The 16,973-nt window shown below is 62.4% G+C and carries 4 protein-coding genes; all 4 read left to right on the top strand.

Annotated features, from left to right (window positions below; all coding sequences use genetic code 11):
• Positions 1-48: 48 nt before the first annotated feature.
• On the top strand, positions 49-1,455 hold the full coding sequence (gspE, locus tag ACVVH8_RS17250) for a type II secretion system ATPase GspE (RefSeq protein ID WP_201233666.1): 1,407 nt from the start codon (positions 49-51) through the stop codon (positions 1,453-1,455).
• Positions 1,455-2,666 carry a type II secretion system inner membrane protein GspF gene (gspF, locus tag ACVVH8_RS17245; RefSeq protein WP_475225133.1) on the top strand — a complete coding sequence of 404 codons (1,212 nt, stop codon included), beginning with the start codon at positions 1,455-1,457 and terminating at the stop codon, positions 2,664-2,666. The genes gspE and gspF overlap by 1 nt, the downstream gene beginning before the upstream one ends.
• Positions 2,667-3,162: 496 nt before the next feature.
• The gene (locus ACVVH8_RS17240) at positions 3,163-4,263 is read left to right on the top strand and encodes a substrate-binding domain-containing protein (protein ID WP_103302418.1); all 1,101 of its coding nucleotides are present in this window, start codon (positions 3,163-3,165) and stop codon (positions 4,261-4,263) included.
• Between the two features lie 180 nt (positions 4,264-4,443).
• Complete coding sequence (locus tag ACVVH8_RS17235) at positions 4,444-16,929, top strand: filamentous haemagglutinin family protein (protein ID WP_475225130.1); 12,486 nt, start codon at positions 4,444-4,446, stop codon at positions 16,927-16,929.
• The last annotated feature ends 44 nt before the right edge of the window (positions 16,930-16,973 follow it).

The following is a 16,973-nucleotide window of genomic DNA, read 5'->3' as shown; positions in this document are numbered from 1 at the left end:
GGATTGCATTGCCATCGGGGAGATCATTCGGGTTGCGGAGGGGCGGCGATGAGTGCGTTGCCTTACGCCTGGGCCAAGGCACAGCGGATTCTTTTGTGCGATGGCGTACTGACGGTGTGCCCGTCAACGCCGGGTTGGTCGATCAGCGAGGCGCGGCGGCAGTTTGGTGCGACCACGATTCAGCGCGTGCGCGATGACGAACTCGATGGCTTGCTTGCCAGTGCCTATGCCGACACGGGTAGTGCGGCAGCGGTGGTCGGCGCAGCAGAAAACGAAGTCGACCTCGACCGCTTGATGCAAGACATGCCGGAAATCACCGACCTGCTCGACACCCAGGACGGCGCACCGGTGATTCGCATGATCAACGCCTTGCTCACCCAAGCCGCGCGCGACGAGGCCAGTGACATTCACATCGAACCGTTCGAAACCCATTCGGTGGTGCGCTACCGGGTCGACGGCACGCTGCGTGACGTGGTCTCGCCGCGCAAGGCGTTGCACGGTGCGCTGGTGTCGCGGATCAAGATCATGGCGCAACTCGATATCGCCGAAAAACGCCTGCCGCAGGACGGTCGCATCGCTTTGCGCGTGGCCGGGCGGCCGATTGATATTCGTGTTTCAACGGTGCCGACCGGGCATGGCGAAAGGGTGGTGATGCGTTTGCTCGACAAACAGGCCGGGCGTCTGCATCTGGAAACCCTCGGCATGGACGCGCAGGTGTTGGCCAAACTCGATCACCTGATCCGCCAGCCCCACGGCATCGTGCTGGTTACCGGCCCGACGGGCAGCGGAAAAACCACCAGCCTGTACGCCGCCCTGGCGCGACTCGATGCGAGCACCAGCAACATCCTCACCGTCGAAGACCCGGTGGAATACGACCTGCCGGGCATCAGCCAGATTCAGGTCAACGCCAAGATCGACATGACCTTCGCGCTGGCGCTGCGAGCGATCCTGCGCCAGGACCCGGACATCATCATGATCGGCGAGATCCGCGATCTGGAAACCGCACAAATCGCCGTGCAGGCGTCGCTGACCGGGCATTTGGTGCTGGCAACGCTGCACACCAACGACGCGGTGTCGGCGGTCAACCGCTTGATCGACATGGGCGTCGAACCGTTTCTCCTGGCCTCGTCGATGCTTGGCGTACTCGCGCAACGCTTGGTGCGACGCTTGTGCAATCAGTGCAAACAGGAAGACCCGGCGACACCGGGGACGTGGCGCCCGGTCGGCTGCGCGGCTTGCAATCAAACCGGCTACAGCGGCCGCACCGGCATTCACGAATTGTTCTGCATCGACGACGACATCCGCACCCTGATTCACCAAGGTGCAGGGGAGCAGGCTCTGCGTGCATCGGCGGCCAAGGCCGGGATGTTCAGCCTGCGCGAGGACGGTGAGCGCTGGATCCGCAGCGGCGCCACCGCCCCTGAAGAAATCCTTCGTGTGACACGGGACGCCTGATGAATCGCTATCGTTTTGAAGCCGCCGATGCGACCGGCAAGATCGAATCCGGGCACCTTGAAGCGGACAGTCAGGGCGCCGCGTTCAGTGCGTTGCGCGGGCGTGGTTTGACCGCGTTATCGGTGCACAAGGAAAGCAATGTCGCCAGCCATGGCGGTGGCGGATTGTTCAGCGCCAAGCTCTCGGACAACGATCTGGCCTGGGCCACGCGGCAATTGGCGAGTCTGTTGGGCGCCAGTCTGCCGCTGGAGGCCGCGCTGAGTGCCACGGTCGAGCAGGCCGAGAAAAAACACATCGCCCACACCCTCAGCGCCGTGCGCGCCGATGTGCGCAGCGGCATGCGTCTGGCGGAATCGCTGGCGGCGCGGCCACGGGATTTTCCGGAGATTTATCGCGCGCTAATTGCGGCGGGGGAAGAGTCCGGGGATCTGGCGCAAGTCATGGAGCGCCTGGCGGATTACATCGAGGAGCGCAACAACCTGCGCGGCAAGATTCTCACCGCGTTTATCTATCCGGGCGTGGTCGGGCTGGTGTCGATCGGCATTGTGATTTTCCTGCTCAGTTACGTCGTGCCGCAGGTAGTCAGCGCGTTTTCCCAGGCGCGGCAGGATTTGCCGGGGCTTACCCTGGCGATGCTCAATGCCAGTGATTTCATCCGTAGTTGGGGCTGGCTGTGTGCAGGGATCATGGGCGCAAGCTTCTGGAGTTGGCGCTTGTATCTGCGCAATCCGGCGGCGCGTTTGAGTTGGCATCATCGGGTGTTGAAGTTGCCGCTTTTCGGGCGTTTTATCCTGGGTCTGAACACCGCACGTTTCGCCTCGACCCTGGCGATTCTCGGCGGCGCCGGGGTGCCGCTGTTGCGCGCATTGGAAGCAGCGCGGCAGACACTGTCCAACGATCGCTTGAGCCTGAGTGTCACTGAGGCGACGGCCAAGGTGCGCGAAGGCGTCAACCTCGCCGCAGCATTGCGAGTGGAAAACGTCTTCCCGCCGGTGCTGATTCACCTGATCGCCAGTGGTGAGAAAACCGGTTCGCTGCCGCCTATGCTGGAGCGGGCGGCGCAGACGTTGTCCCGCGATATCGAGCGGCGGGCGATGGGCATGACGGCGTTGCTCGAACCGCTGATGATTGTGGTGATGGGCGGGGTGGTGCTGGTGATTGTGATGGCGGTGTTGTTGCCGATCATCGAGATCAACCAACTGGTCCAGTAGTGGTGTGTCTGAAATATTGATGGTGACTGGGCCGGCCTCATCGCTGGCAAGCCAGCTCCCACAGGTTTTTGTGTTGTGTCGCAGATCGCATTGACGACATGGTTCTTTGTGGGAGCTGGCTTGCCAGCGATGAGGCCAGTCAGGCCAATAGATCATTCAAAGTTTTTGCAAAAGATTCTCCATCACCCGAGCCATGTTTCCCCGATCCTCGGGTTCTCCTTTCTGTCATCTGCAACCACCCGCCAACGGCTCCAGCCCGATTCAGCCAAACCCGCGATCCAGACGCTGCGCAGCATCCGACAAACACCCGAGAAAATCCCTTCAGAAACACCCCGCAGCTCCCGAGGTTTTTTCCTTTATCTGTCACCGGAAACTGCGAATTTCTCAGTGCGACTCAACCAGGGCCAGCGCTAGCGAGGGCCCGGTGAGTCCTCCCAGTGTCATGCAAGCCATCCGAAACCCTGTGTTCACAACCCAGTTGAAAAGGAGATTCTTCATGTTCAAGCGCACTCTGATCGCAGCCTCACTGACTGTCGCCGCATTGGCCTCTGCCCAGGCCATGGCCGTAACCGGTGGTGGCGCTTCACTGCCTGCCGCTCTGTACAAAGGCTCTGCCAACAGCATCCTGCCTGCCAACTTCAGCTACGCCGTGACCGGTAGCGGCGTTGGCAAAAGTGCTTTCCTGACCAACAACTCTGCACAGTTCAGCACCACCGGCACTGTGCACTTCGCCGGTAGCGATTCGATTCTCAGCGCTTCGGAACTCAGCACCTACACCACCAACTTCGGTACTTCATACGGCCCGCTGATCCAGTTGCCATCGGTGGCCACTTCGGTTGCCATTCCGTACAAAAAAGCCGGCCAGACCGCGCTTAACCTGACCAGCACTCAGCTGTGCAACGCGCTTTCGGGCAGCGTGACCGATTGGGGTACCCTGTTGGGCACTTCCGACACCACTCCGATCCGTGTGGTTTACCGCAACGTTTCCAGTGGCACCACTGAAATCCTCAGCCGCCACTTGAATGCTGTTTGCCCAGGCAAATTCGCCGTCAACTCCACCTTCAGCAACGCTCGTCTGCCAGCCGGTTCTGCTCTGCCTTCGACTTGGGTCGGCGTAGCCAACACCGCTGACGTGGCGACTGCCGTGAACGCCGTAGACGGTTCCATCGGTTACGTCGGTCCGGACGGCGTGAACGCAACCAGCAACGCCGTGGTTGCCCGCGTCAATGGCGTACAGCCAACCAACGCCAACGTGACCCTGGCACTCAGCACTGCTGCCTTGCCAACCGCGCCGGCCAACCCGGCACAGTGGGCGCCAGTCGTGCCTAACCCGGCCACCGGTTATCCGATCGTGGCTTACACCAACTTCATCTTCGGCCAGTGCTACAAGGACGCAGCCGTGGCCGCTGATGTCAAAGCCTTCCTGACCACTCACTACAGCAACCCGGGCAACAACGTTGCCACCGTTGCCCACAGCTTCACGCCGGTTCCAAACAACTGGAAAACCGCTGTGACCGCCAACTTCATCACCAACAGCTCGGGCAACAACCTGGACATCAACAACGCCAACGCCTGCAACGGTGTCGGTCGTCCTTAAGCAAGCCTCGTTTCACGCGCAATGAAATGGCAGCTGCCTTCGGGCTGCTGCCATTTTTTTTGCCGATTTACACCTCGAACATGAAATTTGTGTGACATCCGTTCGGTCGTGATGCTCGCCAACTGCCTATGTCGTAACAGCAGGGCTGAACCGGCCTGCAATCAAAAAGGATCTGTAGTGATGCTTGCTCGCACCTCCCGTCGCAGTACCCGTGTCCAGCCTGCAAACCGTGGCGCTGGCGATCCGGCCCAGTGGTTGCTCAAGCCGCTGGCCCAGGCGATGGCGTTGTGTCTGGTGGCGGGCAGTGCCGAGGCCGCAACCGCGTTCAGCTCGAGCTGGTTTGCCGCTAAAGGTGTTGCGCAGCAAGCAGCGGCGGCGAGACCTGGCGTGGGTGGTTTGCCGGGGATGACGCCACCGCTGGCCCAGCAGCAGCGGGCCAATCAGCAGTTACAGCGTTCGTTGCAGACACTCAACAACACCGTGGCGGCGATCGCCGCCCAGCAGGCGGCACAAGCGGCCGGACGCGCCGCCGCAGTGGGCAGTGTGCAAGTGGTGCCCGATGGACTGGGCGAGGGCGGTCTGAAAGTCGACAACAGCCTGGCCCAGGGCTGGATGAATGCCAAAGGCCCGCAACAAACCCAGGCCGACGGCAAGACCTCGGTGAAGATCGAGCAGACTGCCGACAAGGCGATTCTCAATTGGGAAACCTTCAACGTCGGGCGCAATACCACGGTGGAATTTGCCCAGCAGTCCAACTGGGCGGTGCTCAACCGGGTCAATGATCCGAGCGCGCGGCCCAGCCAGATTCAAGGACAGATCAAGGCGGACGGTACCGTCATCCTGATTAACCGCAACGGCATCGTGTTCAGCGGCAGCAGTCAGGTCAATGTGCGTAACCTGGTGGCGGCAGCGGCGGATATCAGCGATGTGCAGTTCCGCGACCGTGGTCTGTATTTCGACAGCAAGGGCAGCCAGCCAACCTTCACCGACGCTGCCGGCAAAGTCCTTGTGGAACGTGGTGCCGCGATTGAAACACGCAAACCTGCGCTTTCCACTGATTCCGGCGGCTACACCCTGTTGCTCGGCAAGGAAGTGCAGAACGACGGCTCTATCAGCACGGCCAAAGGTCAGACTGTCCTCGGCGCGGGTGACCGCTTCTACATTCGTAAAGGTTCGGGCACCGAGGGTAATGGTTATTCCACGACCTTTGGCAGCGAGGTCATTCCCGGTTTCAAGGCTGACAGCACCGGCAAGGTCAGCAACACCGGCCTGATTCAGGCCGCGACGGGCGACATCACTCTGACTGGCCGCGACGTCGTGCAAAACGGCGTGCTGCTGGCGAGCACTTCGGTCGCGACGCGTGGCACCGTGCACTTGCTCAATCCGGCCACTGACACTCGGGGCCGTGTGACATTGGGCGAAGGCAGCGTCAGTGCAATCCTGCTCGACAGCAGCGACCTGACCGCCCTCGACAGTCAGCGCGAGTCGGCGCTGATCGGTGTGAATGCCGACAACCGGATTCGCAGTGACCAGTCACGCATCGATATCGGCAGCGGGGGTACCGTCGAGTTTCAACGAGGCTCGATCACCCTCGCTACTGGCGGTCAGGTCGCCGTGGCTGCCGGCCAGCGCAATCTGGTGCGCGACGGGGCGGTGATTGATGTCTCCGGCGCCCTGGGCGTGAAAGTGGCCATGGAAGCCAACAACATCAAGATCAACGTGCAGGGTAACGAGCAGCGCGATGCCTCGGTCAATCGCCAGAGCGGTGCGCTGAACAGTAACGATGTCTGGGTCGATGTTCGCGAATTGGTCTTCGTGCCGGTGGGCACCAACGGTTACGCCACTGACCGCTGGTACACCGCCGGCGGGCTGCTGGAAGTGGGCGGTTACCTTGGCACCCAGGGCCACGGTATCGGTGAATGGATGGCTCAGGGCGGTGAAGTGAGATTTTCCGGCAATGATGTGATCAGCGAAAAAGGTTCGCTGATCAATTTGTCCGGCGGCACGCTCGATGTGCAAAGCGGCGAGATTCGCCAGAGCTGGCTGCGCGGTGCCGACGGGCGCTTATACGAAGTCTCCCGTGCGCCGGGCGACATTCTCTACAGCGGTCTTTACAAAGGTTACGAAAGTAGCAGTGAGCGCTGGGGGCAGACTGAATATTTCTATAGCCCATTGATCGCGCCGACGCGTCGTCTGGAAGCCGGGTATACCGTGGGTCGTGACGCCGGGCAATTGGTGATTGCCACGGGCAACGCCGTGCTGGACGGTCAACTGTTGGGCGAGGTGTTTCAGGGCGAACGGCAAACCCGGACCCCCCGGGCCGGTCTCGACGGATATGAGCAGGCGCAGACCGCCCGGGCACGGCGTGGGCAGTTGATCGTGGGTGGCTACGATGCCGCCTATGTCGCTGCCAGTTCGGGCTTGCTTTATCAGCTCAGCCCGCTGCTGGATCAAGTGCAGGTCGGGGGCGTGCGTGACACCGGTACTGATTCAGGATTGGCTGGCGCGGTCGCTGAAGAGCGTCGGGGCAAACTGTTTCTCGATGCCGGGCTGCTTAATGGATTCAAGCTGGGGGCGCTGAAGATTTCCGCCAAAAACAGCATTGAGGTCAATGACCGCGTGGCGCTGGACAATGGCGGTGACATCACGCTGTTCAGCCCTGAGGTACAGGTCAACGCTGACCTGGTAGCGCAAGGTGGCAGCCTGCGTCTTGGCAACGTGTTGAACCAGCTCGCCACGAATCGACGCGACGACGTCAGCCTCCCGGTGCCAGCGGCTAAACAGGCGCGGGTGGCCGTTGCACAGGGTGTGCATTTGCAGACTCAAGGTCTCTGGAGCAACCTGTCGAGCAACCCGGACGACGCTGGCGGACTGGCGTACATCGACGGCGGGACGGTGTCGATCCGCAGCAGCGGCGACATCCTTCTGGCCAGTGGCAGTCAAGTCGATGTCTCATCGGGCGGCGCGATACTGGCCAACGGCAAGACCCGTGGCGGCAAGGGGGGCGACGTGACCCTTGAATCCAGCACCAACAGCGCGCCCGGCCAGTCACACATGGTGCTTGATGGTGACATTCAGGGTTACGGCGTGAGCGGCGGCGGTACGCTGACCCTGCAGGCCAATAAGGTGCTGATCGGCTCTGCCAGCGAGGGCCTCGATGGACAGACGTTGCGTCTGGCGCCGGGACTGTTCCGCTCGGGCTTCAGCGCCTACAACATCATCGGTTTGAAGGGCCTGGAACTGGCCGATGACACCGCCCTCGATGTGCTGATGCCGGTCTATCGTTTCGCCGAATCAGCCTCGAACGTGCCGTCCGGTACGACACCAGGCAATGCCCTTGAGCTTTGGACGCCGACGCTGTTCCAGGAAAATCCGCTCAAGGGCGTACTGACGCAAAGAGCTGGTGCCTCCGTTGCATTGCAGGCCGGCGCAACGTTCCCCGGTTTGATTGACCCCGCCGACAGCCCGTTGTCCATCGGCCAGGGCTCACGGATCAACGTCGATCCCGGTCAGCGCATCAGCTTGCGCGGGGCAGGTCAGATCACGGTGGACGGTGAGCTCAACGCGTGGGGCGGCAGCATTGATATCCGTCAGCAGCAATTCGGCTCGATTGATGTGGCAACGTCGTTGCAAGAGGCGGATCCGACGGCGCACAACCGTTCGATCTGGATCGGTGAGCATGCCGTGCTCGATGTCGCCGGTCGGGCCGCGACAGCAGTGGATGCGTTGGGCAGAGTCTACGGTCAGGTCGGCAAGGGCGGCTCGATCATCCTCGGTGGCGAAATTGATGCGAAGAAGGCCACCGCGACCGCCGCCGACGCTTACGTCATCGTCCGTCAAGGTGCGCGTCTGGAGGCTTCCGGCACGCAAGCGGTGCTGGACAATACCGGGCAAGGACCGGTTCGCGTGGCCACCGATGGCGGACGCATTGCCTTGAGCTCCTACAATGGCCTGTTTATCGAAGGCAGTCTGCAGGCCGGCGCCGGTGGTGCAGGCGCGGCGGGCGGACGTCTGGAAATCGCGCTGGACACGCCGGCCTACGGTGCCGCGGTCATGACCAACGCGGTGCGGGTGCCACGGGAATTGATCATCGGCCAAGGGCCGACGGAGGCACTGCCGCAGACGCTGCAAGCGGGCGAAGCCGCGGCACTTTTACGTTATGGACGGACGCGTCTGAGTGCTGATCAATTAACCAGTGGCGGTTTCGATAACGTCAGTCTGCTGAGCAACGGCCTGATGTCGTTCGAGGGCGATGTCGACCTGAACATGGGGCAGAGTCTGAGTCTGTTCGCCGGTTCCATTTCCCTGGCCGAGTCGGCGAAGGACAGCACTCGGGTCAACCTCAGTGCGCCTTATTTGCGCCTGTCCGGGGTGGGCACTTACCTGAGTTCGGACAGCAAGATTCGTCCACGGGTCATGAGCAACCCGACCGCGCTGTTGTCCACTGCGCAGTTCAACGCCTCTGCGAACCTGCTGGACCTTGGGAGTTCGCTGTCTTTTGGCACCGAAGGGACTGTTTTGCAAGCAGGAGCACCGGAGCTCAAGGTCAGTCGGCGTGGCTTTGCTGAGGTGACGCTCGACAGCGCAGGCGACATGAGATTTCTCGCGCCGAGTGATGAGCAACAGCGAAGCCGTCTGTGGACACCCGGTGACATGCACTTGCGTGCAGCGCAAATCTATCCGGCCAGTGGTGTCCAGGCTGAAGTGCGCGTGGGTTATCAGAGCCAGGCCGGATCGGTGCCGGAGCATACGTTGCGTATCAGCAGTCACGGGGCGGCGCCGACGACACTGCCTTACTCGGTGTTCGGCAGCCTCACATTGAGCGCTGGCCACATTGAGCAGGGGGGCGTGATTCGGGCGCCGTTGGGTCTCATTGCGCTGGGTGAGGACGTTTTTGTCAAAACCCGTGAATTGCACCTGCTGCCCGGGAGCGTGACGTCTGTCAGTGCCGCCGGACTGGTCATGCCTTATGGCGGAACCACCGACGGGATCGACTATCGATACAACGGCAAGTCGGTGATCCTCAATGGCATTGCCGGTGCGACATCCGGGGTGATACTCGACGCGCAATACACCGATGTACAGGCCGGCGCGCTGATCGATCTTGCGGGGGGCGGCGATTTGCGCGGGGCCGGTTTTGTTTCCGGGCGAGGCGGCTCTACCGACGCACGTTTCAATCCGCTGGTACGCAATGCCACCGATGGCACCTTCAGCCTGCCGGGACTGGCCAGCAACCCCGTTTATGCCATTGTCGCGGGTGACCAGAGCCGTTATGCGCCGATGCTCGCCGAGGCCGGCGCCGTCGATCCGCGTATCGGCCAGCAGATCACGCTCCAGGCCGGTATTCCCGGGCTGGCGCCGGGCACCTACACTTTGCTGCCGTCAACCTTCGCCTTGTTACCGGGTGCCTTCCGGGTCGAAATCAATGGTCAGGCGATGGCCGGCCCGATGGGCAGCGCGTTGCCGTTGCGCAACGGTTCCTGGACCAGTTCCGGGCAGATGTCGATTGCCAATACCGGCATTCGTGACAGCCTGCCCAGCCAGGTGATTGTGACGTCTGCCGATGTCCTGCGGCGTTATTCGCAGTACAACGAAACCGGCTACACCCAATTTGTTCTCAACGATGCCGCACGGCGCGGCCTGCCACGTGCTCGCACGCCGCTGGACGGCAACACGCTGCACCTGCGCATGGTCAGCGGCGGCGAACATGACAACGCTCTCGACTTCAATGGGCGGGTGCTGTTCAAGCCCGCCGATGGCGGGGTGATGGGCACCACTGTCGTCCAGGGCGGTTATACCGGCGGTGAGTTTGAGATTCTCGGCGCCGGGCGGACGCGCACGGCGGGGTTTACCGGTGTATCGCTGTATGCCGACACCCTCAATGCGCTGAATGCCGGACGACTGACCATCGGTGGCACCCCGACCGTGTATTACGGCGCGGAAGGCAGCTCCATAAAAATGATCGGCAGCACCTCCGCCATCACGCTGAGAGAGGGAGCCATCCTCTCGGCGCCGGAGGTCGTGCTAAGCACCACCAGCGCCAATGGCGGCATCACGATTGATGCGGGAGCGGGCATCAATACCTTGGGGCGCGGCGCCGTTGCGTACGATGCGGCGGCCGGTTTCATCTATGTACCGGAGCGCAACAGCCTGCTGGTGGTCTCCAATGGCTGGACGCCAGTGCTTGCGCCTTCTCCGGGCGGAGGCGGGAGCATTCGTATTGGCGCCTGTCCGACCGCCGAGTGCACGGCGCCGGCGTTGCTGTACTCCAATGGCAGCATCATCGCCGCCACCGACAAAGACTTCGAAATGGGCGAGAGCGTTCGTTTCGGCACCCGCCAGTTGGGACTGTCGGTCGGCGTGGTGAATGCCGGCAGTGCGCAAGCACTGGCAGCGGCCACCGGTCGTCTGCCCGCAGGCCTGACGCTGAACCAGAACGTGCTTGATCGTTTGTTGCAGGGCGACACGCAATTCGGCGCGCCAGCCCTGGAAACCCTGAGTCTGGTGGCCCGCGATGCATTCAACTTTTTCGGCGATGTCACCCTCGACACGCTCGACCCACAGACCGGCGAGAGCCGATTGCAGAATCTGGTGCTGGGCACCCCGGCCATCTATGGCTCGGGAGGTGTCCGCGACGTGGCGACGATTCGCACCCGGAATCTGATCTGGAACGGTGCCACGCAAGCGCCGGGCACGGTGGTCAAGGATGGCGCTGGCAACGGCCGCGGCACGCTGGATATTCAGGCGCAACGGATCGAACTGGGTTATGGCCCGAATCCACAACCCAATGGTCTGGATCTCAACAACCGACTCACTCTGGGTTTTGCCAACGTCAACCTCAATGCCAGCGAACGCATCACCGCCAACCACAAGGGCAGCCTGGCGGTGTACGAATCGCAAGGGGCTTACGACGCGGTCACGGGGTTCAGCTACAGCGGTGGCAATCTCAACCTGCGCACGCCATTGTTGACCGGCGAAGCCGCCTCGGTCAGCGAGCTCAAGGCCGGCAACAACCTGAGCCTGAGCGGCACCGCCACCACGGCGGTGGCGGATGCCCTCGGCGCGCAACTGAGTCTGTCGGCACGCAGCGTTGTGCTCGACAGTCGCATCGTGCTTGCCAGCGGCAAACTGCTGGTCAATGCCGAGGACGATCTGACGCTTGGCAGCGGCGCGCAGGTGGACATGGCAGGTCGCGTCCTGCCGTTCAACGATGTGAAGAAATACAGCTGGGGCGGCGATGTGTCGTTGCACAGCAGCGCAGGCAATATTCATCAGGCGGCGGGTTCGCGGATCGATCTGTCGGCAGTCAACAATCAGGCCGGCCAACTCAGTGTCGTGGCCCTGGCCGTCGACGCCGGACAGGTTGACCTGCAAGGGCAGATCGTCGGCAGCAGCAGCGGCTACTACGATGCGGGCGGCACCTGGGTGCCGTACAAGGCCGCCGGTGTGGACATTCGCGCTCAGCGTCTGCAGGGTGATTTGAGCCAGGCCTTCTCCAGCCTCAACCAGCGCCTGAATGAGGGCGCAGTGACTGGAAGCCGCAGCTTCCAGTTCAAGCAGGGTGATCTGGTCATCGGTGACGGGCTCAAGGCCGGCGAGGTCAATGTCTCGGTGGACAGCGGCAGCCTCACCGTGGCCGGGCTGATCGATGCCAGTGGCGAACGGGTCGGCAGCATTCGTCTGGCCGGCAAAAACGGCTTGAGCCTGACCGGTGACGCGGTGCTGGATGCTCATGGCCGCGTGCTGCGAGTCGACAGCTACGGCCAGATCATCGACGCGCCGAACCGCGCCATGGTCGAGCTCAATTCCGCTGACGGTGTACTGACGTTGGCCGCCGGTGCACGGATCGATCTGCGTCACGGCACCGATGCAGTGGCTGGAAACCTGGCGGGACAACGCGATGGTCTGGCGCGTGGGACGCTGGAGCTGAATGCACCGCGCCTGGGCGGCAATGACATTGCGATTGATGCCAGCGGCGCGGTGAATATTCAAGGTGCCCGCTCCATTGGGCTGAACGCCGTGCGCCGCTACAGCGATGCCGTCGACGGCACCGATCCGGCGGCCAGCGGTCGCCCGTATCAGGTGATCGATCAGGGCTACCTGGACCGCATTCACACTGACAGCGACGGCTTTATCAACGCGGCACTGAACAACAGTGATCTGCTGCAACGTAAACTGGCCGGCCTCAACAATGCGACCTACGCGGATGTATTTCACCTGCGCCCGGGTGTCGAAATCGTCAGTAAATCTGCCGACGGTGATCTGGTTGTACAGGGCGATCTCGATCTGTCCGGCTACCGTTATGCAAGCCTCAACCCGAACACTCGCCGAACCTCGGTGTATGGCAGCGGTGAGGCGGGCAGCCTGTTGATCCGGGCGGGTGGCAATCTCGATATCTACGGCAGCATCAACGACGGTTTTGCGCCGCCGCCGGAAACTGCCGACGATGCTGGCTGGAAACTGGTACCGGGCATTCAGCCGTACGGTGGCGACCTGATTGTGCCGGGCGCCGGGGTGAGCCTTGCCGAAGGTACGCTTTTCCCGGTCGGTGCAACATTGAACTACGACTTGCCGATTCAGGCCGCCACGCTGGCAGCGGGTACTGTGTTGCCGGTTCAGGGCACGCTGGCCGCACCCTATACGCTTGAGGCCGGAACCGTGCTGGCTGGCGATGTGCATGACTCGGTGGGCAATCTGCTGTATGCCGCCGGCACATTGCTCGAAAACGCTGTGACCCTGCCGGCAGGCAGTCGTTTGGGCGCAGGCATTCGTTTGAACAACGCCACTGCGTTACAGACCCTGCTATGGCCCAAAGGTGTGCCGCTGCCGGGTGCTGTCGATGGCGACAATAAAACGGTCGGCGTCTTGCTGAGCACTACGCTGGAGCTGTTACGTGGTTCGCTGATTCCATCCATGACCAATGTGAAGCTGGCGGACGGCACCGTGTTCCTCGATCTGCGTCCGTCCAATGGCACACAACAAGGTCGCAACTGGGCGATTGCCAGCATGCTGCCGGCAGGCAGTGCGTCGTGGTCGATGCGCATGGTGGCAGGCGCCGATCTGGCCGCAGCCGACAGCCGTGCAGTGAAACCTCAGGCCAGCGCCGGCAACTTGCAGCTGGCGGACACCCACTACGGTGTGACCATGATCGAGGTGGCCGGCAAACTGGTCTGGGCCGTAGGTAACGAGTATGGCTTTACTCCGTACGAACCGGTTCCAGAGGAATACCTGCTGCTTTGCGAGATCGCGCCCGACGCCTGTGCGCCGATGGCGCGCACGGTGTGGGCGCCGGGTAACTGGATGGGCATGCCGGATTACACGCCGATGAACGATGACGAATTGTTCTGGTGCAGCATCGATCCGGCGCTGTGCATCGAAAACAATCCCCGCAAGAGCGCCGAAGCCCATTCGCAAATGTTCAGCGTGTTGCGCACCGGCACCGGTGACCTGGACCTGATGGCTGCCGGTAACGTGAGCATGGCTTCACCGTTTGGCGTGTACACCGCCGGCACTCAATCGAGCAACGTCGATGCGCGTTACAACCAGGCACGAGGGCGTCTGTCGGCCGATGGTTCGGTGTTGGGCAGCGCGGGCAGCGATGCCGAAAAATGGGTCGATGGCGGCAGTGCCAGTCTTTATCAGGCCTGGTATCCGCAGATGGGCGGTAACCTGACGATCAATGCCGGCGGGTCGGTGTCGGGTGACGTGCTCGGCCGTCGTACCACTGCCGTTGCCGACGGCACGCGTGAGCAGCTTCCAAGTGTCGCGGTGGGCAATTGGCTGTGGCGCCAGGGGACGGGAAACGACGATGTGCCGACGGCCTGGTGGATCAACTTTGGCAGCTACGCTGCGCAGCCTCTACCAATGCAGGGTGTGGAAAGCAAACCCTATCTGGTGGGCTTCACCGGTTTCGGTACGTTGGGCGGCGGCAACATCAGTTTGAGCGCCACCGGGGATGCCGGCATGCTCAAGGCCATGGGCGATGAAAAGTATGCGGCTTACCCACGCAGTCAGGGCCTGATCGTGGCGGTCGGCAGCACCGGCCGCGTCGGTAGCGACGGCAACCTGCAACTGACCGGGGGCGGAGACCTGGATATTCGTCTCGGTGGCACCCTCAATCCGTCTCTGCAAGCACGCGCGGGCCTGCCAGGTACAGGCACGCCGACGCACGATTTGCAGGGCGCGATCATCAACCTGCGTGGTGCTGCGCAACTGACGGGCGCCGCGTTGGGCGGGGTCAATCTGCAGTACGGCGCGTCTTCGCTGTTTCACGACCCAAGGGAAACGCGCGCCTTCGATCCGTTCAATTCGACGGCCAGCAATGCCAGCGGCGGGGTGGTGCTGATTCCCGGCGACTCGGGTATGCGCCTCAATACCCGAGGCGATCTGGTACTCGGTGGCGCTGCGGACCCAGGCCGCGTGCGTCTGCAGAACTCGACACCGTTTACCACGGCCGATGGCGTTTACCACGCCGGTGGCGGTTTGACGGGGTTTTCGCTGTGGACCGATCACACGGCCATCGATTTATTCTCGGCAGGCGGCAATCTGACGCCGAACACCCAACTGATGGAAACCACCGTCCAAGGGAAAATCGACGGGCTCAATACGTCGCCCACCGATGATCGCTACGTGATCCCGTCGATACTGCGCGCCGTCGCGGGCCAGGGTTCGATTTATGTCGGGCCGTCAGCGGCTTACGGTGTAGGCAACGCTGCACCGGCCCTGAACTATTCGCTGCTGCTGGCGCCTTCGAACGCGGGGCAGCTTGAGCTGATCGCAGGCGATTCGATCTATGCCGGTGGCTACGCCATCAACCAGTCAGGTGCCAGCCCATCGGCCATCGCGACACCCTTTGCACCTGCATTCAATGGCTACGGCAACAACGTCTACAGCCGACCGATCATGAGCAACGCCGGCAGCGACGGTGTGCTGGCGGAGACCAATACGCGCTACCCACTCTTTGCTTTTGGTCCTGATAGTTACTCGGGGTTGAGCCGTGTCCAGGGGCCGGCGCGTTTCTATGCATTGACCGGTGATCTGGTGGGGATTCGTACGGGCGAGACATTGTTCTTCGAGACCACGAAACGCACCTGGTATGAAGCCGCGGGTCCGGTGTGGATGGTGGCGGGGCGCGACATCGTCGCTTCCGGTACGAACCTGGGACAACAGACGTATTCGGCCAGCGAGGGCAGGGGCCGCAGTAACGAGCAGATCGCCTCTACCGGCAATCTGTTCGTGCACAGCCAGCCTGGCGATGTCTCTCGGGTCTCGGCCGGGCGCGACATCCTCTATAGCAGTTTCGACATCGCCGGGCCGGGTGTTCTGGACGTGAATGCCGGGCGCAACATCCTCATGGAGGATCGCGCCAGCATCAACAGCATAGGGCCGTTGGTGGCCGGGGATAACCAGCCTGGCGCGAGCGTGGTGTTGCAGGCTGGCGCAGGGGCACAGGGGCCGGATTATTTGCGGTTCATCGCGCGGTATCTGAACACGCTGAATGTTGCCAATCCGGATACCTCGCTCAGCGCGCAACCGGGCAAGGTGGTCAAAACCTATCTCGACGAACTACAGAGCTGGTTGACCCTCGGTTACGGCTTCAGCGGCAGCGCCGAACAGGCGCAAGCGTTCTACGCCGCGTTGCCGAGTGCCGAGCAGGCGATCTTCGCCCGTCAGGTGTACTTCGCCGAACTGCGTGCCGGTGGCCTGGAATACAACGATGTCGACGGCCCGCGCAAAGGCAGTTACCTGCGCGGTCGCAATGCCATTGCCGCGCTGTTCCCGACCACCGATGTGGCCGGCAATCCGATCCGCTACGACGGCGACATCACGCTGTACGGCGGCGCCGGGGTCAAGACGCTGTTTGGCGGCGACATCCAGATGCTCACACCGGGCGGTGGTCAGGTGTTCGGCATCGAAGGCGCAGCGCCACCGTCGACGGCGGGGATCATCACCCAGGGCTCGGGCAACATTCAGCTCTATTCGCAGGGCAGCATCCTGCTCGGTCAGAGCCGGATCATGACCACCTTCGGCGGCTCGATTCTCGGCTGGTCGGCCGAAGGCGATATCAACGCCGGTCGTGGCTCGAAAACCACTGTGGTCTACACCCCGCCGAAACGCGTCTACGACACCTGGGGCAACGTGACCCTGTCGCCATCGGTACCGAGCACGGGTGCCGGTATCGCCACGCTCAATCCGATTGCCGAAGTGAAGCCAGGCGACATCGATCTGATCGCGCCGCTGGGCACGATTGATGCGGGCGAGGCGGGGATTCGCGTGTCGGGCAACGTCAACATCGCCGCGCTGACGGTGGTCAACGCCGCCAACATTTCGGTGCAGGGCAAGTCGACGGGTGTGCCGGTGGTCTCGGCGGTCAACACCGGGGCCATCACCTCAGCCAGTTCCGCCGCGTCATCGGCGACCCAGGCGGCGGAAGACGTCGCCCGTCAGCAGCAGGCGGCAGCGCGGCAGAATCAGGCGTCGGTGTTTACCGTGCAGGTGTTGAGTTTCGGCAATGAGCAGCTCGCACCGTCCCGCGATGGCGCCAGCCGCGCGCCGGCTCCGGGTTACAACCCGAACAGCCCGGTGCAGGTGCTGGGCGCGGGGGCGCTGGATGAACAGGCGAAACAGCAGTTGACCGAGGAGGAGCGTGGACAACTGACGTTGTAAAAGACTCTCGTGTAGTACGTTTGGGCGGCCATTTGGCCGCCCTT

The organism is Pseudomonas trutticola BRTCR10, from assembly GCF_056155105.1.
The sequence above is the reverse complement of the archived record's forward strand: the minus strand, read 5'-3'. Positions and strand labels throughout refer to the sequence as shown.

Excerpts from the sequence above, each read along its gene's own strand:
- gspF (WP_475225133.1), top strand. The coding sequence starts at position 1,455 with ATGAATCGCTATCGTTTTGAAGCCGCCGATGCGACCGGCAAGATCGAA.
- ACVVH8_RS17235 (WP_475225130.1), top strand. The coding sequence starts at position 4,444 with ATGCTTGCTCGCACCTCCCGTCGCAGTACCCGTGTCCAGCCTGCAAAC.
- ACVVH8_RS17240 (WP_103302418.1), top strand. The coding sequence starts at position 3,163 with ATGTTCAAGCGCACTCTGATCGCAGCCTCACTGACTGTCGCCGCATTG.
- gspE (WP_201233666.1), top strand. The coding sequence starts at position 49 with ATGAGTGCGTTGCCTTACGCCTGGGCCAAGGCACAGCGGATTCTTTTG.